Source organism: Embleya sp. NPDC127516 (assembly GCF_044765325.1).
Taxonomy (GTDB): Bacteria; Actinomycetota; Actinomycetes; order Streptomycetales; family Streptomycetaceae; genus Embleya.
The window spans coordinates 20791-43021 of sequence record NZ_JBIWJT010000021.1; the positions used below are offsets into that span (position 1 = coordinate 20791).

The window sequence follows — 22231 nt, forward strand, 5'->3', positions numbered from 1 at the left end:
GACCTCTCTGCCGGAGTCGGACCAGTTGTCGTGCAGGCGGTCCAGGTACGAACTCGCCTGTGAACCCGGCTTCACACCGCGTGCGAAGGCCGGCATGCCGGCCGGTCGAGATCGCGACGGCGAAGGGGACCACCGGCTGCTCGCCGTCGAGGAGGTTCGGGGTGACAGACCCGGCCCACGTGCCACAGTTGGGCGAAGATCCGGCTTCCGGCGGCATGCACGGCCCGCGTGGTCCGGCGCCACCCCTCGACCTGCGCCGGCTCGGTCAGCCCCGGAACGCCGGGGCCGCCCTTGCCGGGCCGGTGCGGCCGAATTCCCTCGCCGACGATCAGGCCCGCGCCGGCGCGCCGGGTGTAGTACTCGGTCGTGATCGGGGTGGGCACACCGGTGTCGTCGTCGGCCCGCGCGGGATCATCGGCGCCATCGCCGCGCGGCTGGGCAGGCGCAGCGCGGGGCCGCGACAGAGCGCCGGCAGCGGGGACTTCACGGTCCTCCTCACGGCGCGGTGAGCGGCTCGGCCCGGTAGGCGCGGTGCAGCAGATCCATGAAGGCCGGCGACCCGGGCAGGGACACGTCGCCGATGCGGAGCACCTCGACACCCGGCGTCCACGAGTTCATCACCACGGCCGCGGTCAGTGTCGGCAGGTCGGCGGGCGTGATCTCGCGGACCCGTTGCGGCACTCCGAGGCGATCCAGTTGCCGACGGACGATGGCCATCGTGGTCCCGCCCAGCACCTCGGCCTCGGGCCAGATCACCTCGGCACCATCCCAGAACGCCAGGTTCCAGATCGTCGCCTCGCCGAGCCGGCCCCGCCGGTCGACGAAGGCGGCGTCGTCGAAGCCGCGCGTGACGGCTCGGCGCAGGTAGTGGGTCTTGGCCACCTCGCCGACGTGCTTGATCTCCGGGAGCACCCGCTCGTACTCGACCACGTCCAGCGTCAACGGCCCCGTCGGGCCGGTCGCGGGCGGGTCGACACGGACCAGCACTTCGGGGTCCGCGTCGCTCCCGGTCGCGGTGAACTCCCCCACCGGCGAGTACATCGTGGCCGTCAGCGAGGCGTCGGCCGGACCGGCCGCCAGCGCCGCGCGCAGGTGGGACCGTACCCGATCGTCGGACAGCGCCCGCCCGAACAGCCTCGCCGAGGCGCTCCGCAGCCGGCTCAGGTGCAGGTCGAGGCCCCGGATCCGGCTTCCGCGGACCTGCATGGCGGTGAAGTGGGCGTAGCCGGCGAAGGCCAGCGGCGCGAGTTCCTCGGCGGTCGCCGGCCGGCCGTTGCGGTGTGCGACGGGGGTCGCACGCACCGGTGGTGTCGTGCCGCCGGGTGTCATGTGCCGGAGGGTCTCGTTCTGGGGTGTCGTCGTGGCGGACGGCGCGGTCGGGACGGTGTCGGTGCTCATCTGAAGTCTCCCCGCATCGTGGTCGGTCGCCCCCGCCGACGGCTCGCTCGGAGGGGGTGGCCACGAGCCTGCCGCACCTCGGCCGGGTCACCCAGAGCCCTGTTCGGCTTACGACCGGTGGTCCTACCACTGGCAGGGTCAGGCTCGCCCACCCTCGTGGTCCTACCACCGGAGATAATGGGCGGCATGAACGATCGGCCCGACAACACGGCGGCGGAGGCGGCGGATCTCGGCGGCGAGCCGATCGATCCGCGTGCCGAGATCAGCGAATTCCTGCGCAACCGCCGCTCCCGGCTGCGGCCGGAGGATGTCGGCCTGACCGGCTCGACCGGGCGGCACCGGCGCGTACCGGGACTGCGCCGCGAGGAGCTGGCCCAGTTGGCCGGCGTATCGGTGGCTTACCTCACCCGGCTCGAACAGGGCAAGGGCCACAACGTGTCGGAGGAGGTGTTGGACGCGGTCGCCCGCGCCCTGCGGCTGACCGACGCCGAGCACGCGCACCTGAACCACCTCGTCCACTGCCAGCGCCGCAAGCGCACCTCGCCGCCGGAACGGCAACAGGTGCGTCCAGCGCTGCGGGGGCTGCTGGCCTCGCTGGAGACGGTGCCCGCGTACGTGACCGGGCAGCGCACGGACATCCTCGCCTGGAACCCGATGGCGGCGGCCCTGTTCGGCGACTGGGACCGGTTGCCGGCCCGGGAGCGCAACTGGGCGCGGCTGGTGTTCCTGCGGCCGGACCAGCGCGGGTTGTTCGTGGATTGGGAGGCCAAGGCCGCCGATATCGTCGGCGCCCTGCGGTTGGACGCCGGCTGCCACCCGGACGATCCGCAACTGTCCGCGCTCGTGGGTGAACTCTCGGTCAAGAGCGAGGAGTTCCGCTCCCTCTGGGCCAGGCACGAGGTCAAGGAAAAACACCACGGCGCGATGCACCTGCGGCACCCGCTGGTCGGCGACCTGGCCCTGTCCTTCGAATCCCTGCGCCTGCCCGACGACACCGAGCAGTCGCTGACGATGTACCACGCCCGACCGACCTCGCCCACCGCGGAGAACCTGCGCCTGCTGGCCAGTTGGGGCGCGGACACGGCGACCAGTGAAGAACCGGCACCGCGCTCCTGATTCCCCGCGGACATCCCGAGCCGGAGCCGACCGCCCCGGCCGCGGTGTGCCGTGAGCCGTGAGCCGTGGGAACCGGCCACCAGGACCGCGCCGAAGGCCGACTACCGGAGTCCGACCGCCGGTGCCGTGCCGAGCCGAATGCTCACCTGGGAGCCCACATCCCGGAAGCCCAGCGCGAGCGCCACTCGCTGGGATGGCTCGGGCCGCGCTCGCCATTGCGGAAGCAGGCCGGCGGCCAGGGCATGGTGCACCGCGGCCGATGCGACCGTCCGCGCCAAGCCGCGGCCTCGACTCCCCGGTGCCACCAACACACCGTGTTGCGCCACGGACCGGGGCCAGACCTCGTAGCCGGCCGCCGCAACCACTTCAACACCTTCACGGACCACGAAAACCGGGGATCTGACGTCCGCCAAACCACTCTCGTCCGCGTCCAGCGTGTCGACCCGGGCCAGGAGTGCGGTCATCTCGGCATCGTCGCAAGCCACTTCCTCGACTTCGGCGTCGCCACCGTTGGGCTGGAAAGCCGCGCGGTCCAGATACAGGAGCGAGGCCGGGCCCAAGAGGTCGAGAACGGGCAAAAGCCCCCGCAACCGGTCGGCGTCGACAACGGCGACGTCGTCCGCGACGTCGGTGGGCAGGCCGAGCGCCTCGGCGAGCACCTCGACCGGGCCCGCAGCGCCCGCCGACGCGCGTTCCGACAGCGCTGCGGATCGACGCGGGCCGACGCGGCGACAGCCAGGGCACGTCGGCGCTCGTAGGCGGCGCCGGAGGCGAACCGCGCCACGGACGCGCGCAGCCGGGCCACGCCTCCCGGCGGCGCGTCGGGCACGGACGGAACGGTGTAGGCGGGATCGGCCGGTACGACGGGACTTCGCAGGGTCATGGGCCCATCCTGACCTCGGGATGTTACGGCGCACGCCGAAGCTCAGACGGCCGATTCGACCGGTTGGGAGTGCGGTGGCGGACCGGGCGGCCGGGGCCGGCGTGGCGCCGCCGCGGCCAGGGCGGTGACCCGCTCGTGCACCCGCTCGACGTGGGCCGCGGCGTCCGGGCGCAGCAGGGCACCGCGCAGGATGTGGGCCTCGTTGCGATCGGCGACCGCGCGGGGGTGTCGGCGGACGAAGTCCAGGACGCGCACCGACGACGTGCTCAGGTGGGCCGGGTGTTGGGCGCCTCCGGTGTCCGCGCGCAGCATGTGCCGGCCGGCCGCCGTCACCGATGACATCCGCGGGTGGGGCTCGCCGGTGAGAGGTACGAAGGTCAGGACGTCCAGTTCGGGTTCCTGATACAGCATCAGCTCCGGCTCGGCGTCGATCAGGTCGCGCCAACGGCGGGCGCCGCGCAGGCCGGTCACGAGCACCTCGCCCAAGCCGTCCGTCGTCGGCGGCAGCGCGCGCAGGGTCAGCCACAGCGCGGCGGCCGGGCTGCCGGACCGGGCACGATCCGGGTCGAACACGCCGGGGAGTCGCCGCGCAACGGACCCGGGCTGCTCCTCACCGTCCTCGTCGCCGTCGCCGGCACGCACCAGCAGTACGCCGCACGGGTTCGGGTGCAGGCCCTGTCGGTGCGGGTCCACGAGCACCGAGTCGCAGTCGGCGATGGCGCGCAGGTGCCGGGCGGCGGGCGTGCCGCGAAGTTCCTCCGCGTCGGCCAGCAGGGTGAAGAACCCGCCGTAGCCGGCGTCCACGTGCACGCGCACGCCGTGCTCGTGGCACAGCGGCAGGATGTCGGCGATCGGGTCGACCGCCCCGAGCGTGGTGGTGCCGGCGGTGACCACGACCGTGCCGACGCGTTCCCTGCGCAGCACCGTCACCAGCGCGTCCGGGTCCATTCGGCCGGCGGTGTCGACGGAGACGGAGTACGCCGGAACACGCAGCAGCTCGCACATACGTTCGTGGGCACCGTATCCGTCGGCACTGTGCGCGATGCCGACCTCGGGGTGGGCCTCGCGGGCCGCCCGCAGGGCCTCCAGGGCGGCGATGTCGCCGCCCGAGGTGAGCTGCCCGTGCCACGTGGCAGGGCCGAACATCGCGGCCAGGCCGGCGACGACCTCGTCCTCCAGCGCGGCGGTGGTCGACTCGTCGTCGCACGCCCGATCCTCCGGATCGACCAGCGTGGCGGCCAGCAGACCGAGGAGCGCGGCCCGAAGCGGCGGCCGGACCAGGTGCCCGGCGTAGGCCGGATGCGAGAACGGCCGGCCCGCCCGCAGGTGCTCCGCCAGCACCGCGTGCCGCGAGTCGTCGCCGGCCTGCGCGTCGGCCCACGCGGACCACGTGTCGAATGCCTCGGTCAGCCGGCCACGGGTATCCATGATGTCCCTCCGGATGCAGCGGTTGACGGGGCGCCCGGCGGTTCGGCCGCCGCGCCACGCGCCCGTCGTCCACGCGTCGGGACAACCGCGCGAGGATCGGGTCGAGCGGAACGCAGAATGCCGCACTACCGGCGCAAACCGGACAGCGAGAGTTCCCGACCCGCCGGGCGATCATGCACACGCCTCGCACCCGGATGGCCGCCGACGCGCACCCGGCCGGCCGGCGGCCCATCCCCTCCCGGGCGCGCGGGTCGCCGGCCCCGCCCACGGCGTCGCGAGCGGGAAGTACCGGAACCCGGGACCTCGGTCCGGGCCGGTCGGTGGGGCAGGACTCGGGTCCGGGGTCGAGATCGTCAATGCGGCGGTCCGCACGGGCCGCCGAAGGCGGTGGAATGGAAGACGACTGCGTTCTCACGACGACCGCTCCTCGTCGACACGCGGCCGACCGGCCGAACGGCTCTCCTGTCCGTCGACCACCGACAACCAGCCAAGGAGGCCCGAGGATGGGGTCCGATCACCCGCCGGCGCTCCCGGCAGCGGCCGGCGACGGCACCACCGCGCGCCGACGCGCCGGGCGGTACGCGCGAATCCGGCGCGAGGTCACGGCCTTGTCCGCGCACCGCAACGAGCTGTTGCTCGCGATTGCCTCCGCCGCGCTGGATGTACTCGCGTACGTCACGGCCGAGGAGTTCGACCCCGCCCCGGCCTCGCTGGGCCCCGGGATCGCGCTGGCGATCCTGGGTTCCGCGTTCCTGCCGTTTCGCCGCCGGCACCCGCCGGCCGTGCTCGCCGCCGTGACGGTGGTGCAACTGCTCTTCACGTTGTTCACCGACGCGTCCGCGCACAGCTACGGCTGCGCGCTGATGATCGCGGTGTACACGGTGGCCCGGTATCGCCGCCCCCTCGACATCGGGCTCGCCGCGGCCGCGGCGATGACGGTCCAGGTGGTGCGGGCGGCGCGCGGCACGGAAGCCTTCGCGGCGACCGTCGCCGGGACCCTGGGGGCGACCTGTCTGGTGATCGCGGTGGGCGTCGGCACCGCCGCGTGGCAGCAACAGCTGGCCATCAACCGGAAGTTGCTCGCGGATCGGGCGGTGACCGAGGAACGGCGGCGGATCGCCCGCGAGTTGCACGACATCGTGGCGCACCACATCACCACGATGTATCTGATGTCGGGTGGCGCTCGCGCGACCTTGGACCGCGACCCCGAGACGGCCAAGGGGGCGCTGTTCACGCTGGAGCAGTCCGGCCGCACCGCGCTGGGCGAGATGCGCCAGTTGCTCGGTGTACTGCGCAGCACCGACGCTCCCGAGGAGGCGCCCTCCGAACCCCAGCCCGGCATGCGGGAGATCGATCGGCTGATCGTCGAGTCGCGCGCGGCGGGCCTGCCGATCGACTACGAAGAGATCGGCGAGCGGCGGCCGTTGTCGCCCGCGACCGGTCTGACGTTGTACCGGGTGATCCAGGAGGCGCTGACCAACACGCGCAAGCACTCGGGCGACGCGCGGGCGTGTGTGCGGGTGCGGCATCTGCCCGATCGGGTCGTGGTCGAGGTGGTCGACGACGGCGCGGGCGGTCGGTCGTCCTCGGCCGGCATCACCGGCAGCGGATACGGGCTGATGGGCATGCGCGAGCGGGTGACCCTGCACGGCGGCACCCTGGAGGCCGGACGCCGCCCGGAGGGCGGGTTCCGGGTCGTCGCCGACGTGCCGGTGCCCGGGAACGAGCGCGAGTGGGTCGGCTGAGGCCGGACGGCGCGCGCCCCGGACGGGACTCCGTCCATCCGGGCCCACCCGCCGGAGACGACCCGAGCCGGGCCGCTGCCGTCCGGTCGGTGTCATGGTTGTAGATGCCCAGCCCCACGGCGGCGCCCGCGACGCCGAGTCCGGACAGGAGCGCCCCGCGCCGTGAAAGCAGCCGCGGCCGCAGCACGACGGTCGATGCGAGGGCGTCCGTACCGTCGGCGAACGGCTGGAGGAGGCGCGCCACTTCGGCGGCGTCGCGCGGGCGGTCGGCGGGTTTCTTGGCCAACATCCGCAATACGAGCGCGTCCAGCGCGACGGGCACCTTCGGGCGGACCCGGCTCGGTGGCTCGGGCGCCGTCCGCAGGTGGGCGTACATCGGTGCCATCGGCTCACCGGTGCCGAACGGCTTTGTACCGAGCAGGGTCGTCAGTTCGTACCGTTGCGCCAGGTCCCGAGCCGTCATCCGCCTGGTTTCCCCCGTCCGCTCCCCGATCCGCCCAGCGGGATACGGGATACGGGCCGCATCCCATGGGGACCCACCGGCGCGGCACGAGCGGCGACGCCGGGTGCCCGGACCGGCCCGGTGTACTCGGCACCGCCATGCGAGGCCGCGGCGCGGGTACCCTCCTGGGAACTTCGGCGGATGGAGCGGGGCACCGCCGAACACCCCGTCCGGGTCGCCGGTTCGGCGGCACCGACCCAAGGAGATCGCACAGTGGACGCTGACGTCATCGTCGTGGGGGCCGGGCTCGCCGGTCTGGTGGCCGCGCACGAACTCACCGCGCGGGGAAGGCGGGTCGCGCTGGTCGACCAGGAGAGTCCGGCCAACCTGGGTGGGCAGGCATTCTGGTCCTTCGGCGGGCTCTTCCTGGTCGACTCGCCCGAGCAACGGCGCCTGGGCGTGCGGGACTCCTTCGAACTGGCCTGGAACGACTGGCGCGGCAGCGCCGGGTTCGACCGGCTCGACGACGAGGACGCCTGGGCGGTGCGCTGGGCCCGCGCCTACGTCGAGTTCGCGGCCGGCGAGAAGCGCTCGTGGCTGGCCGGGCTCGGCATCTCGTTCCTGCCCACGGTCGGCTGGGCCGAGCGCGGCAGCCTGCGCGCCGACGGGCACGGCAATTCCGTACCCCGTTTCCATGTCGCGTGGGGCACCGGCCCCGGGGTGTTGGAACCCTTCGTCCGGTTCGCCCGGCAGGCCGCCGCCGACGGACTGCTCACCTTCCACCACCGGCACCGGGTGGACGAGTTGATCATCGACGGCGGCGGCGCCCGAGGCGTGCGCGGTTGCGTGCTCGCCCCGGACCGCGCACGCCGGGGCATGCCGACCAACCGGGACGAGATCGAGGACTTCGAACTCACCGCCCAAGCGGTCGTCCTGACCACCGGCGGGATCGGCGCCGACCACGACCTGATCCGCCGCCACTGGCCCGCACGGCTGGGCACCGCGCCCGCGAGCATGGTCACCGGCGTGCCCGCGTACGTGGACGGACGAATGCTCGACATCGCCGCCGCCGGCGGCCTGCGGGTGGTCAACCGCGACCGCATGTGGCACTACACCGAGGGCCTGCGCAACTGGGACCCGATCTGGCCCGGCCACGGCATCCGGATCCTGCCCGGCCCCTCCTCCCTGTGGTTCGACGCACTCGGACGGCGGTTGCCCGACCCCTGCCTGCCCGGCTACGACACCCTGGCCACGCTCCGGCACCTGCGCACCACCGAGGACCTCGCGGGCCACGACCACTCGTGGTTCGTGCTCACCCAGAAGATCATCGAGAAGGAGTTCGCACTCTCCGGGTCCGAACAAAATCCCGACATCACCGGCAAGGACCGGGTCGGCTTCCTGCGCACCCGCCTGCTCGGCAAGGGCGCGCCCGCCCCGGTGGAGGCGTTCAAGCGGCACGGCGAGGACTTCGTCGTCGCCGACACACTGGAGGAGCTCGTCGCCGGGATGAACCGCACGACCCCCGAACCGCTGCTGGACCCGGCGCTGCTGCGCCGCCAGATCGAGGCCCGCGACCTCCAGATCGCCAACCCGTACGGCAAGGACTCGCAGGTCCAGGGCATCCACAACGCCCGCCGCTACCTCGGGGATCGGCTGGGCCGGGCCGCCGCGCCGCACCGCGTCCTCGACCCCGCGGCCGGCCCGCTGATCGGCGTCAAGCTGCACATCCTCACCCGCAAGACCCTCGGCGGCATCCAGACCGACCTCGAATCGCGGGCCCTGGGCCCGGACGGCCGGCCCGTCGATGGCCTGTACGCGGCCGGCGAGGTCGCCGGCTTCGGCGGCGGTGGCGTGCACGGCTACAACGCCCTGGAGGGCACGTTCCTGGGCGGCTGCCTGTTCAGCGGCCGCCACGCGGGCCGCGCCGCGGCCCGCGCCACCGCCACGTAGCACCGCGGCCGCGCCCGCCGTTCCCGCTCGCGACACCGGATGCTCGGCAGCTGCTCGACGTCGATACCCGAGGCCGGGGCGCGGCATCGGGCGCGCGACCGTGTCCCGGCCGGGTCGGCCGGGTGTCCTTCGCGACCGCCGGGATCCCGGCCGTGCACCGACGCACGGCCGTCCCGGGCTGTCCGGGACATGTTCGGGACGGGGCTCCGGCCTTCCTCGGACGCAGGGTTCACTCCCAGGATCGGCAACGCACGACCGACTCGTTCACCGATCCGGAGAACCCCATGACCTCGAAGACCCGAGACCTCGCATCGATGGCGCGCACCCCGCACGGCGCCTCCCACCCACCCGACCCGTCCGCCCCCGACGACGCGCGTCCACCCCACCGCGGGTGTCCGCCCACCAGAACCCGTCCGACCCCTCGTACATGTACCGGCGGCGTCCGCGGCATCGCGGGCGTCGTCGGCCGGGGGTTACCCGGGAGGCGCGGATGACCCCGGAATTCGGGCTCCTCGGCGGCATCGAGGTGCGGGTCGACGGAACGCCGGTCGATGTGGGCCACGTGCGTCAACGCTGCGTGCTGGCCGTGTTGTTGGTCGAGGCCAACCGCCTCGTACCGATCGAGCGCATCGTCGAGCGGGTCTGGGGCCACAGCCCGCCGCACCGGGCCCGCGAGACGCTCTACAGCTACCTGTCCCGGCTGCGCCGACGACTGGCCGTCGCGGAGGTACACATCGCCCGCCGTCCCGGCGGCTATCTGCTGGAGGCCGACACGTCCGCCGTCGACCTGCACCGCTTCCGCGACCTGGTCGCCCTGGCCCGGCGCACGGACGACGACGGCCGCGCCGCCTCGGCCTGGGCACAGGCGTTGGACCTGTGGCGCGGGGACGCCTTCACCACCGTCGACACGCCCTGGTTCAGCGCGCTCCGCGAGGCCCTGCATCGCGAGCGGTATCAGGCCGAGTTGGACCTCGACGACCTCCGCCTGCGACTGGGCGATCACGCCGCGATGTTGCCTCGGCTGGCCACCCGGGCACGGACGGATCCGCTGGACGAGCGCTTGGCCGGGCAACTCATGCTCGCCCAGTACCGCAACGGCCGTCCCGCCGACGCCCTGGCGCACTACCAGCGCCTGCGCCGGCGGTTGGCGCACGAGTTGGGCACCGACCCCGGCCGGGACCTGCGGCGGCTGCACCAGGGGATCCTCACTGCGTCGCCCGTCCTCGCCGTACCGGCGCCCGCCGACGCCGAGGCACCCCTACCCACGACCCGGACCCCGATTCCCCGGCAACTTCCCCCTGCCCCGGCGGTATTCATCGGGCGAGCCCGTGCCCTGGCCGACCTGGACCGGGCGCTCGGCGAGCCGCGTCGACCCGGCGATGCCGTCGCGATCGCGGTGATCGGCGGCTCCGGCGGCATCGGCAAGACCTGGCTGGCGCTGCACTGGGCACACCATCATGCCGACGCCTTTCCCGACGGACAGTTGTACGTCGATCTGCGTGGCTTCGTACCCAGAGGCCAACCCGTGTCGGCCGGCGTCGCGGTGGGCGGCTTCCTGGAGGCCCTCGGCGTCGACTCCGCGGCGATCCCACCGGACGAGGCGGGCCGCGCCGCGCTCTACCGCAGCCTGATCGCCGACAAGCGCATGCTGATCGTGTTGGACAATGCCCGCGACAGCGCGCAGGTCCGACCGCTGCTCCCGGGTGGGCCGTCCTGCGCGGTGTTGGTCACCAGTCGGCGCCGGCTCACCGGTCTGCTCACCGCACACGGTGGCCGGCCGCTCTCGCTGGAAGAGCTGGACCCGACCGAGGCACGGGAGTTGCTGCGCCGGCAGCTCGGCTCGGCACCGGACGCCGAGCCGGACGCTGTCGCCGCGCTCGTCGAGCACTGCGCCGGCCTGCCGCTGGCGCTCGGCATCGTCGCCGCCCGCGCCGCCGCCCGTCCGGGTCGCCCCCTGGCCGAGGCGGCGGCCGAACTGCGGGATCGCTCCGGCCGGTTGGACGCTCTGGACGTGGACGACCCCACCGCGGACGTGCGCGCGGTGTTCTCCTCCTCGTATCACGCGCTGGCTCCCGCAACGGCGCGCGTGTTCGAGTTGCTGGCACACGCGCCCGGGCCGGACATCGGCGTACCGGCGGCCGCCGCGCTCACCGGGCTCACCATGGCCCGTGCCCGGACACACCTGCGCACGCTGGAGGCGGCGCACCTGGTCCGCGAACACGTCGCGGGACGACACCGCCTGCACGGCCTGATCCGGCTGTACGCCATCGAGCGGGGTCGGCACGGCTCGACCGGGCAGCGGTGCGAGCCGGCGCTGCACCGACTGGTGGACTTCTACGTCGACACCGCACGCGCGGCCGATCGGCGGCTGTCCGCGTCGCGGCCCGCACGCTCGGCGGGCCGCCCCGAGGCGGCCGAGCCGGTCGTCTTCCGGAACGCTGCCGCCGCGATCTGCTGGTTCGACACCGAACACGCGTGCCTGCGGGAAGCGCACACCTTGGCGATCGAGCGCGAGTTGCCGCATCGGGCCTGGGAACTGGCGCTGTTCCTGGACACGTTTCACTGGCGCCTGGGCCATCTGGCCGAGCGACGCGAGATGTTGCGGGCCACGCTTGCCGCCGGTGTCCCGGACGACCTCGCCGCTCGCGCACACGCGCATCGACTGTCGGGCCGCGCGCACGTTCCGGCGGGCGAGCACACCGAGGCGCTGCGCCGGCTGCGGGAGGCACTCGCGCTGTCGGTGACGATCGGCGACGAGGCCGGGCGGGCGAACGCCCATCTCCTGTTGGCCGGGGCGTGGGAGCGGCAGGGCGACCACCGGCAGGCGCTGATACACGCGGAGCAGGGCCTGCGGATCCACCGGGCGCACGCCCAGGCGTGTCTGCGTACCCGGGGCCGGCCCGCGGATCCGCGCGGGGAGGCGGCGGCGCTGGGCGCGGTCGGCCGGTGCCACGCCCGGTTGGGACACACCCGGTTCGCCCGGGCCTACTGCGAGCGGGCCCTGACTCGTTGCCGGCTGCACAACTTTCCCGACGGCGAGGCGGACGCCCGGGAGAGTCTGGGCGGGCTCGCCGAACACGACGGGGAGTACGCGCTCGCGCTGGAGCACTACAGTCGGGCACTGGCGCTGCGCCGGCGACTCCTGGACGCCTTCCGCGAGGCCGACACGCTGGCTCGGCTCGGCGAGGTACACCTTGCCCTCGGCCGGATCCCCCAGGCCCACGACGCGTGGCGGCAGGCGTTGGGCCTGTACCGGACCCAACGGCGCAACGAAAGCGCCGACCGCCTCCGACATCGCCTGACCGACACCGCCTGACCGACCCGGGGCACGATCGCGGCCGACTCGCCGCGTACGCCGCGCGTGAGGCCCGGGAGGACCCGCGTGCCGCGGCGACTCCCGGGTCCGGTGTTCCGAACCCGCGCGACTCGTCCCGGCGTTCGCGTCGCACTACCCGGCGTCCGGACTCGAATCACCGACTCACCCGACCGTCGAAACGCCGGCCGCGGCGGATGCCCGCGCGGTGTCCGCCCGCCGTCCCAGCTCGTGCAGCGCCTGCCGGGCCACCGCGTCGCTGTGGCGCAGGAAGCCCGCGTCACTCCCGGGACGGGGAAAGTCGCCAGGATCGAGGAAGAAGCGGGCGGGGTGCACGCTGCCGTCGCGACGTTTGACCCGGTTCTCGATCGTGTCCACCATGCCGTTGGGATGCCGCGTGCCTCGTACCGGGTCGACGCGCGTCTGCTCGCGCAGTTCACCGCGTTCGATCAGCCGCACGAGCAGCGAGTCGTGCACTCGGCCCAGGTCCCGCCCCGGCAGTCGGGCCTCGATCAGCGCCCGGGTGCGCAACACCGTGTCCACGCTGGTGGAGCGGGCCTGGAACACTCCGTCGCGGACCGTGACCTCGAGCCCGGCGCCGATGGGGTGCACGATGCCGGCCCGGGTCAGGGCCAGGAGTTGTTCCAGGCGCGGCCCGGGCGGGCCGCTGGTGCGGGAGCGGCAGAAGTCGAAGAACTCGGGCAGTCCGTGGGTGGCCGAACGCGGCGAGAGTTTGCCGTCGCGCACCATCGGCCACAGTGCCTCGGCGATCCCCGAGAGCGCGTGATAGACGGCCAGATGCGCGCTGTGCCGAGAATCGCGCCCGCGTTCCACATCGGCGGCGAGATAGTCGATCATCCACCGCCGCAGAGCGCCGGTGTCGGCGAAACGGCGGCCGGTGAGCGGCCGATCGAGGCCTTCGAGGTCGATCCGGTCCCGCTCGTCGGGCACGGCCGCTTCGACGAGTTCCCGGTACTCGGGGGTGTTCCAGGCGACCCCCTCCAGCGCGGCGAGGAAGGCGCCGGGGTCGGTGGCCAGCCGCCCGGGATGCGAGCACGCCAGTTCGCGGTAGCCTGCCCACGCCAGTTCACGGGCGATCGACGGCCACAGGTCGGTGACGAAGTCCGGTACGCGCCCGCCCGATACCTCGGGCACCGGACAGCGCCCGACCCCCGGCAGCGGGCCGCGCAGGGTGTAGCCGAACTTCGACCGGTAGGGCACGCCCCGGCGGGACCCGGCGTGGATCACGGGTTCGCGTCCGGACGGCTCGTAGCGCAGTTCGCCCGAGACGTCGCGCCTGAAGCGCCCGCCTCTCCCCTCGGTCAGCAGCACCATCGTGTCGATGAACGCCAGACCGAGGCCGCGGACCAGCACGGGTTCTCCGGGGTCGATCCGGGACGCCGCGCTTTCCGGGTCGAAGGTGGTCGGCAGATAGGTGAGCCGGTGCCGCACGGCCTGTTCGGCCAACGCGTGCTCCTGCGGATACGGGCCCACCCGGAAGTTGCCCTGCGCGTGCACGACCACGTCCACCTCCAGCGGGTCGCGCCCCTCCAGCGAGATCCGCTGCCGCCCGGTGGGCAGGTCGCGGACGTCGAGCGCGGCCGCCGCGTGCACATGTACGCGCACGTCGGGCGCGGCGGCGGCCACGGTGCGGCGAAAGACCCAGGCCAGGTAGTCGCCGACCAGCGCGCGGGTGGCGAACCAGCCGTCGTGCACGCGGGCCGCCTCCGCGGGCGTGTTCGGGCCGGGCCGAAATCCGCGCGGATGCGGCTCCTCGCCCCGGGCCAGGTCGCGGGCCCACCGTGCCAGGGTCGGGCCCGGCACGATCGGGCCCCGGCACGTGACGCTCGCGTCGGTGAACAGCGTGCATTCGTCGGCTCTGGTGTTCGACCACAGCAGCGCGGACTGGCGACGGCGCCATACCCGCCCGCCGCCGGGCGGGTACGGGTCGATCACGTGGATGTCCGGGCGCAGGCCCGGCACGCACCGCGCAGCGTTCGCGACGATCCGCTCCAGGACCGATGTCCCGCGCGGTCCTGCGCCGATGATCGCGATACTCGGCACGTGCGCGCGGTCCGGCGCGTCTGTCATGGCGGCTCCTTCAGGCGATGAGCAGTTGGCGGGCGGCCAGGTCGCGGTACAGCGGGCTGGTGTCGACCAGTTCGTGGTGCCGACCGACCGCCGCGACCCTCCCCCGGTCCAGCACCACGATCCGGTCGGCGTCGACCACGGTGGCGAGCCGGTGCGCGACGATCAGCATCGTGTGCTCGGCGGATACGGCCCGGATCGCCTCGCGGAAGGCGAACTCGTTGCGCGCGTCGAGATTGCTGGTGGGCTCGTCGAGGAGCAGGATCGGCGGGGCGGTCAGCAGCGTGCGGGCGATCGCCAACCGCTGACGTTCGCCGCCGGACAGCAGCACACCACTCTCGCCGACCTCGGCGTCCAGGCCCAGCGGCGAACGTTCGACGATGCCGGCGAGGTTGACCGCGTCGAGGATCGTGAGCAGTCGCGCGTCGTCCGCCTCGGGCGCGGTGAGCAGCAGGTTGTCGCGGATCGTGCCGGCCAGGACCGGCGCCTCCTGCTCCACATAGCCCAGTCGCGCGCGCAGCAGGTCGCGCGGCAGCTCACGGATGTCGACCCCGTCGAGGCGGATCGCACCGGCGTCCACGTCGTAGAAGCGCTCCACCAGCGCCAGCACGGTGGACTTGCCCGCGCCCGACGGTCCGACCAGCGCGGTCCGGGTGCCCGGCGCGATGTCGAAGGAGACGTCGCGCAGCACCGGTTCGGCGGCGCGATAGCCGAACGTGACGTCCTCGAAGGTGATCACCGACGTGCCCGCGGCCGGCAGCGGGGCACCCGGGTGTTCGATCGTGTGGGCACGTGCCACGACCGGCCCGGTGGGCACCTGTGCGGACGGGATGGTGACGTGTGTGTCGCCGGCCGTTTCGGTGGGCAGGCGCAACACCTCCTCGACCCGTTGGATCGCGCCCAAGCCGGTCTGGAGCTGGGTGTACGCGGTGATCACCTGGCCCAGCGGGACGACCAGAAAGAACAGGAACAGCACGAACGCCACCAGATCGCCCACGGACAGCGTGCCGTCGGCGACCCGGGTCCCGCCCACGCCCAGCACCAGCAGGAACACGCCGTGCGTCGCGATGTGCGCGATCGGCGCGACCAGCGCCTGGAGCCGGGCCAGCCGCAGCCCCGAGGCGTAGGCCAGCCGGGCGCTGCGGTTTATCGCCTCGGTCTCGCGCTGCTCGGCGCGGGCGGCACGAATGGTGCGGACCGCGCCGATGGCCCGCTCCAGGCCGGAGGCCATCTCGCCGAGGCGGGCCTGGGCCTGCTCGGACACCGGGCGGGTTCGGCCGCTGATCAGCATCGCACCCAGCAGAGCCGCCGCCAGTCCACCGCAGGTGACCGCGAACAGCACGGGGTCCACCAACAGTGCCGCGGTGGCCGCGCCCAGGATCATCAGCCCGCCGGTGGCCAGTTCGAACAGGCCCGCGGTGACCACGAGTCGCAGCAGCGCGCTGTCCGCACCGATCCGAGACAGCAGGTCACCGGTGCGGAGCCGGTCGTAGTCCGCCACCGGCAACCGCAGCACGTGCGCGGTCAGCCGTTCGCGTACCGACAACACCAGCCGCTCGGCGGTGCGCACCAGCAGGTATTCCCGAATTCCGTTGACCAGTGCGGCTCCCAAGAGCAGCGCGCCCAGCACCAGCGCCGGGGCTACCGTCGAGCGGGATTCCTCGATCGCGGCGATCACCGATCGGATCAGCAGGGGTTGCAGCAGGGTCCCGGCCGCGGCGATCAGGGACAGGAGGCCGGCCACAGCCATCACGCCCACGTGACCGCGCAGGTACCGAAGCAGTTCCCGGGGCCCGACCCGAGGGGTCCGGCTCATCGCGGGCCCACCGCGAGGATTGGCATGGTCGATCCACCCGCTTTCGTCCCCAGGGAGCATTCGTCCGTTGCGTCACCGGCCGGGGTGCGTGATCGCTGGATCCCGCACCCCGACACGGTCACGCTTCGATCAACAACCCAGACTCGCCCAGCTGCACGCGCAGCAGACCGAGGTCCAGCCGCTCGCGAAGCCGTCCTCGGAGCCGATTTCGGACTGCATCTCCTGCAGTCCCAGCACGAAGTTCGACATGGGGTTCACCTCCCTCCGGAAATCGCGGTGATGGTGTCCTCGAACCGGTGTCCCGTCGTATCGGGGACCTCGGCCGAGAGTTCGGGGTGGGCGTTCGCCCAGGACGCGGAGCCGAGGAAGGGCAACAGCTCGGCGGTTCGTCCGGCAAGCACGTTGATCAGGCGCAACACACCTGCGGATCCGGTGGCCAGGTCGAGCGAGGCGCGCAGGTTCTGCTCGCCGGGGAAGACGAGGCCGTGCTCGTCGGCGAGCGCGTACAGGTCCAGCGCCGCGACACCCGCGTCGACACGCTCGGCGAGGTGCCCCCGGTCCGGTCGCGCGCCCGACTCGCGCAGCGCGCCGACCAGTCCGGCCCTGCCGTTGAACAACCCGGCGCCGACGCACACGTCGTCCGCGCAGGCCAGGGCCAGCGACGGTACGGCGGCGGCGATCCGGTCGTCGTGTTCGTGGCCCAGGATCAGGTCACCGACCAGTGCCACACCCGCGCTGCCGGTGGCCAGGTAGGGCAGGACCCGCCCGCCGTTCCTGACCTGGAGGCTGCCGTCGGGCAGGGATCGGCACTGGTCGAGGTCGCGGTGCAGTGCCGCGACGGCCGCTTGCAGCCAACGCCTTCGACCGGTGACCTCGAACATCCGGAGCAGGAACAGCGCGGGGCCGGTCCAGCCGTACATCAGGCCGCCGGAGAAGTTGTCCACGGCGTTCCCGGTCCGGTCGCGCAGTAGTGAGCCGGCCGCGGCGGCGTGCTCTCCGACGCCGAACACCCCTTGGCCGACGGCCGTTTCCACGGTCGCGGCCGATTGCTCGGCGTGCTCGAGCAGGTTCGGGTCGCCGGTTCTGCGATGGAAGTCCAGGCTGGAGAGTCCGATGCCGGCGAGTCCGTCGAACAGCTTGATGCCGTACACCTGCGGAGCGTGGATCAGGCACCGATCGTGGAACGCGAGGGCGGTGTCGGTGCGGCCCAGGTTGTACAGCACGTGGCAGATGCCGGCCGCGCCGTCGTAGAGGCCCAGGCGCGGCTCGCGGCCCGCGCCGAGGTCGCGTTCGAGCCAATCCGCGGCGCCCGCGAGTTCGCCGGCGCCCACGCCGGCGGTGTACAGCGTGTCGATCACCCCGGCCGCGCCGAACGCCATACCGCCGCCGCCGTGGAAGAACTGGTTGATGTCGCCCGGGAACAGTCGATCCCGCCGATCGAGCGTGGCTCCCGCACGGATGGACGCCGTCAGCGCACTCGTGTGCCGCTCCCAGGATCCGGCAACCTCCGTGAAGGCCAGCCGCGCGTCCGGTGGACGCAGTCCCGAGGCCGGTTCGACGGCGACGGTGAGCGCCCGGGTGAGCGGACGGACCACGTCGTCCGGGAGGCCCAGGCGCTGTTGCGCCTTGGCGACGAGCACGTGGGCCTTGGCCGGGCACAGCGCCAGCAGGCTGTTCAACGGCAGGTACAGGAACAGCCGGATCGCGTTGAGCGAGTACAGGTCGGCGGCCTCGCCGCGCAGCACGTCCGGGGCGGCGAACCCGGGGGCGCCCAGCGGGCGGGGTCCGGGCGTGCCTTGCGGCTGCGCCGCCTCGAAGTCGATCAGCGACACGTTCAGTTCGTCGTCGATCAGCACGTTGCCCGGATGCAGGTCGTTGAACAGGTATCCCCGGGCGTGCACGGCTCGCACCGTGCGCTCCAATCGCTCGAGGATGTGCTCGACCGTCGCCGCGTACTCCGCGGCCGAGCCGTGTTCGCCGGGGTTGTCCGGGCTCGGGTAGTTCAGCGTGACCCAGGTCTGCAACGAGATGCCCGGGACGTGGTCCATGGCCAGGAACTCGTGGCCGCCCAAGAGGTGGTAGTCGTGCGCGAGCGGGATACCGGCGATGCCCTTCAGATCGACCAGGACCGCGTGTTCGAGGCGCAACCGCGCGGGGGCGTCCCGACCCAGACGGTCCAGGCCGGCGTGTGGTCGGCCCTCTTTGAGCACCAGTTCGGCGCGGTCGTGGAAGCGGCGAACCCGGTAGACCCCGCCGCCGTTCGAGAAGTGCAGCGCGGAGAGCATCTCGTAGGGAAACTCCTCCGGTTGTTCACGACTGATCCGCGGCGTGGCCGAGGGGGCGAGGAAGTCGGGCATCTCGACCCACTCCGGCACGGTGAACCGAGGTTCGCGATGATCGGGCACCAGTACGCCGTCCGGCCGTTCGACGGCGGGCGTCCTCGTGCCGTCCTGCCCGTAGACGTGGCGCAGCGTGAATCCGCCGTAGCGGACGTACAACGGCCCCTCGTTCCAACGCAGATCGCTGAGGATGTACGGCCCGGGCGACCCGCCGATCGCGGCATCGAGGTCGACGAGGGTGCGGCGCAGCTCCTCGACATCCCTGGGGTAGAGGGTGAGGAACTTTCCGCTGCCCTCACGGGGGGCGTACTTCCCGTTCCGCGCCTGGAGCACCAGCGAGTTGGGCAGGAACTTGACCGCGATCACGTGCCGAAAGCAGTACGCGGTCACCTTCTCCAGCAGTTCGGCCGCGTTGTCGAGCGTGGCCGAGACGTGGATCTTCCAGCCCTGAGCGGGCAGTGGGGCCGCATCGGGCGGAGGCCGCAGGTGGGTCCACGGCCCCGCGGCCACCAATTCCCACCCGGGCGGGGTGTCGACGAGGGTTCGGTAGTCGAGTTGGCCGGCATCCGGCCGCAGCCGATCCGGAGAGTCGTAGAACCTCGGGTCCGCCAGACAGAAGGCCGGATACCGAACGTCCATCGGGGTCTCCTCTCGAACTTGGCGAGGCACGGGCAACCGGACGGGGCTCGAGCACCGGCGGATTGGTCGGCCCCGAGGGGCCTCGGCCTATCCGCCGGGTCGGCGCCGGAGCGACGGACACGACGATGCGGGATCGACCCTGAACAAACCCTGAACAGGCCTTGAGCAAAGCTGGAATCGGCTGGTCGGCGGGCGGGCGACCGGAGACGCACGGCCGTGCCGGGTGCAGGGTGCCCTGTGCCCGGTGCCCGGTGCCCGGTGTCGGGGTCGTCGCCGGCGGGGCGGGCATGCGCGAGCCCGGCCGGGCGATCCGCCGGGCCGGGCGCGTGGTTCAGGCTGCGGGATGGGCGATCCCGAGGACCGGCGCGACGCTCGGCCGGTCGTGGATCGTGCCGGGGATGGGGGTCGCCGGGTCGGCGGGTTCCGCAACGAACGGCCGATGACGGTCGATGCGCGAACTCACGGCCGGTTCGGGGGGTTCGGGCGTTTCGGGGACGAGGGCGGACACGAGGCGGCGCGGATCGGGCGGTTCGGTGGCCCCCAGCACACCGGTACCGGCCGCACACGCCGCGGCATTCGTGTCCATCCTCGTCCCAGTCGCCCCACCGGTGACTCGGCGTGCTCCCCTCCAGCCGCACGCGTGGCACGTTCGTACGGGCGACTCGCGCGATCCGCCTGACGCGGAACGCGCTCGCACCATCCTCGCGAGCATCGGGCGTCCGGCGATATCCCATATTTCTGGGAGCATTTGCGGGACTGCCCGGCGGCGGAACGCAACACCCGCGAGTAGATCACCACCCCCTCGATACGACCATACGATAATCCGACCACGCTGTGTCGTCGAACACATACTCGTGGTACACGCCGCAGGTCACGGGGTATGCCTTCGATCGACGTCAGTGTGCGCCTCGTGCCGGTCGCGAGGCGCACCCGGGGTGTGTGCGGGTCCACCGGAACGGGGCCCGCCACCCCGGCCATCGTGTGTACGTTCCGCACGGCGTGAAATGGGGGCGCCCATGGCCACATGGGACGACCTGATCGCACATCTGCAAGCCGTTCCCGAGGGTGTGTACGAGGGCTGGAACGCCCGGGATGGCTATGACAATCACACCAAATGGGGTCGGGAGTTCGGCGAGGACGGCGTCGCGTGGTGCGTCATCTTCGACTGGTGCATGTACAACGACGTCGGCCTGGCCCGGATCGTGCCCAAGGTCGACAACGTGTCCGCGTTCGCCGACTGGGCCCGCGGGCACGGCCAGTGGTCGGAGTATCCGAGTTGGGGGGCGTGGGTCGACTTCGGCAACGGCGCGCACACCGAGATCGTGGTGCGCTTCGACGACACGCACGTGTACACGAAGGGCGGCAACACCATCCCGACCGGCGGCGACGCGGGTCAGGGCAACGGCGTGTACTCGCATACGACTCGCCGCACGGACCCGAAGGTGACCGGCTATTTCGCGCCCCGCTTTCCCGACGGCTGCCCACCCACCGCCGACCCGCACGACCCGCGCGGCGGCGGTTCGGGCGGCGGGAGACCGACGGTCGACCTCGCGAACGTGCTCGACTCGGCCCGGCGCGACCCACCCGCGCCGCAGGGCTCCGCCGCGCACCGCACCGACGTGCTTCTGGTCGAACAGGCTCTCCAGGCCGAGGGGTTGCTCGCCTCGGGGCTGGTCGACGGATCCTTCGGCACGGCCACGATCCGCGCCTACGCGGCCTACCAGCGCCGCCTGGGCTACTCCGGCACCGACGCCGACGGCGTCCCGGGGCGGACCTCGCTGAGCCGACTGGGCAACCAACACGGCTTCAGGGTGGGCTGATTCCCGAGCCCCCACCAGCGACCACCGACCACCGCGGGTGGGCGTACGGCGCGCGCCGCCGCACGCCCACCCGACCCGCGCCGGCCGGCGAGGCGCCCGACCCCGGGCACCGAACCGGCCCGAGCGCTTGACCTGGAGCGCGCTCCAGGTTGTTGACTCCCGTTCGGGGCTCGGAGACCACGGGCCGAACCGGAGGGAAACATCGTGAAGTACCGCACCATCGGAACCGATCCGACCACCCGCCGCGAGGTGAGCGTGCTCGCCCTGGGCGCGATGCTCTTCGGCACCCGGACCGACGAGAAGACCTCCTTCGCCGTACTGGACCGCTACGTCGAGGCCGGCGGCACCTTCATCGACACCTCCGACAACTACGCCTACTGGGAGGACGGCGGCCAGGGCGGCCAGAGCGAGGCGCTGCTCGGGCGCTGGCGGCGCAGCCGCGGTGTCGGCGACGAGATAGTGATCGCCACCAAACTGGGCGCGGCCCCGCTCGCACCCGGCACCGGATTCATCGACAACCCCGAGGGGCTGTCCGCGAAGACCATCCGCGAGGCCGCCGAGCGCAGCCGGGAACGTCTGGGCGTGGAGCGGCTCGACGTGCTCTACGCGCACATCGAGGACCGGACCGTCCCGCTGCGCGAAACCGTCGAGGGCTTCGGCGCGTTGGTGCTCGAGGGTACGGTCGGGCTGCTGGGGGTGAGCAACCACGCCACGTGGCGCGTCGAGCGGGCCCGCGCGCTGGCGGCGGCGGCCGGCGTGCCCGGCTACGAGGTCCTGCAGTACCAGCACAGCCTGCTGCGCCCGCGCTACGACATCTCCGACGCGCTGTTCGAGGACGGCAGCCTCGGTCATGTCGGGCCCGATCTGCTGAGCTACCTGCGGGCCGAGCCGGACCTGACCCTGGTCGCCTACTCGCCGCTGCTCGGCGGCGCGTACGTGCGCGAGGACAAGCCGCTGCCGCCGGACTACGACCACCCGGGCACGCCGGCCCGGCTGGCGGTCCTGCGCGAGGTGGCGAAGGAGACCGGGGCCACGGTGAACCAGGTGGTGCTGGCCTGGCAGTTGGGCAGCGCGTTCCCGATCGTCCCGCTCGCCGGCGCGTCCTCGGTCGAACAACTCGATGAGAACCTGGCCGCGGTGGACCTGGAACTGACCCCGGAGCAGCGCACCCGACTGGACACGGCCCACTGACACCGGGCAGCCCGCCCAACCATTCGGGACCCTTATCGCGATCGCACCCGTGGCGTGCTGGTC

13 protein-coding genes are annotated in these 22231 nt (G+C 72.8%); 6 read left to right on the top strand and 7 right to left on the bottom strand.

All coding sequences use genetic code 11. The annotated features are described in order from the left end of the window. Window positions 1-71 precede the first annotated feature (71 nt). Window positions 72-599, bottom strand: coding sequence for a hypothetical protein (locus ACIRL2_RS33825; RefSeq protein ID WP_402237265.1), 528 nt, complete (start codon window positions 597-599; stop codon window positions 72-74). Further along, on the bottom strand, window positions 496-1329 hold the full coding sequence (locus ACIRL2_RS33830) for an aminotransferase class IV family protein (protein WP_402237508.1): 834 nt from the start codon (window positions 1327-1329) through the stop codon (window positions 496-498). The genes ACIRL2_RS33825 and ACIRL2_RS33830 overlap by 104 nt, the downstream gene beginning before the upstream one ends. A 255-nt stretch (window positions 1330-1584) precedes the next feature. On the opposite strand from ACIRL2_RS33830, the gene ACIRL2_RS33835 reads away from it, so the two are divergent. Further along, on the top strand, window positions 1585-2514 hold the full coding sequence (locus ACIRL2_RS33835; protein WP_402237266.1) for a helix-turn-helix domain-containing protein: 930 nt from the start codon (window positions 1585-1587) through the stop codon (window positions 2512-2514). Window positions 2515-2615: 101 nt separating this feature from the next. Here ACIRL2_RS33835 and ACIRL2_RS33840 read toward each other — a convergent pair whose 3' ends face one another. Beyond that, a complete protein-coding gene (locus ACIRL2_RS33840; RefSeq protein ID WP_402237268.1) occupies window positions 2616-3173 on the bottom strand; it encodes a GNAT family N-acetyltransferase in 558 nt (185 codons plus the stop codon). A 266-nt stretch (window positions 3174-3439) separates the two neighbouring features. Next, window positions 3440-4825 carry an aminotransferase class V-fold PLP-dependent enzyme gene (locus tag ACIRL2_RS33845; protein WP_402237271.1) on the bottom strand — a complete coding sequence of 462 codons (1386 nt, stop codon included), beginning with the start codon at window positions 4823-4825 and terminating at the stop codon, window positions 3440-3442. A 503-nt stretch (window positions 4826-5328) separates the two neighbouring features. Here ACIRL2_RS33845 and ACIRL2_RS33850 point away from each other — a divergent pair. The 3 genes from ACIRL2_RS33850 (at window position 5329) to ACIRL2_RS33860 (ending at window position 12278) form a co-directional block, all read left to right on the top strand. Next, complete coding sequence (locus ACIRL2_RS33850) at window positions 5329-6570, top strand: sensor histidine kinase (protein WP_402237273.1); 1242 nt, start codon at window positions 5329-5331, stop codon at window positions 6568-6570. 715 nt (window positions 6571-7285) lie between these two features. Next, a complete protein-coding gene (locus tag ACIRL2_RS33855; protein WP_395870053.1) occupies window positions 7286-8962 on the top strand; it encodes an FAD-binding dehydrogenase in 1677 nt (558 codons plus the stop codon). Window positions 8963-9452: 490 nt separating this feature from the next. Next, window positions 9453-12278, top strand: coding sequence for a BTAD domain-containing putative transcriptional regulator (locus tag ACIRL2_RS33860; protein WP_402237276.1), 2826 nt, complete (start codon window positions 9453-9455; stop codon window positions 12276-12278). A gap of 162 nt (window positions 12279-12440) precedes the next feature. Here ACIRL2_RS33860 and ACIRL2_RS33865 read toward each other — a convergent pair whose 3' ends face one another. The 3 genes from ACIRL2_RS33865 to lanKC all read right to left on the bottom strand — a co-directional run bounded on the left by ACIRL2_RS33865 (window position 12441) and on the right by lanKC (window position 19157). After that, a complete protein-coding gene (locus ACIRL2_RS33865; protein WP_402237279.1) occupies window positions 12441-14366 on the bottom strand; it encodes an FAD/NAD(P)-binding protein in 1926 nt (641 codons plus the stop codon). Between the two features lie 10 nt (window positions 14367-14376). Then, on the bottom strand, window positions 14377-16179 hold the full coding sequence (locus ACIRL2_RS33870) for an ABC transporter ATP-binding protein (RefSeq protein WP_402237282.1): 1803 nt from the start codon (window positions 16177-16179) through the stop codon (window positions 14377-14379). A gap of 254 nt (window positions 16180-16433) precedes the next feature. Then, entirely contained in the window at window positions 16434-19157 is a 2724-nt protein-coding gene (gene lanKC, locus ACIRL2_RS33875) for a class III lanthionine synthetase LanKC (protein WP_402237284.1), read from the bottom strand. Window positions 19158-20173: 1016 nt separating this feature from the next. On the opposite strand from lanKC, the gene ACIRL2_RS33880 reads away from it, so the two are divergent. Both ACIRL2_RS33880 and ACIRL2_RS33885 read left to right on the top strand, forming a co-directional pair. Next, on the top strand, window positions 20174-20977 hold the full coding sequence (locus ACIRL2_RS33880; RefSeq protein WP_402237287.1) for a peptidoglycan-binding protein: 804 nt from the start codon (window positions 20174-20176) through the stop codon (window positions 20975-20977). A gap of 204 nt (window positions 20978-21181) precedes the next feature. Beyond that, entirely contained in the window at window positions 21182-22168 is a 987-nt protein-coding gene (locus tag ACIRL2_RS33885) for an aldo/keto reductase (protein WP_402237290.1), read from the top strand. The last annotated feature ends 63 nt before the right edge of the window (window positions 22169-22231 follow it).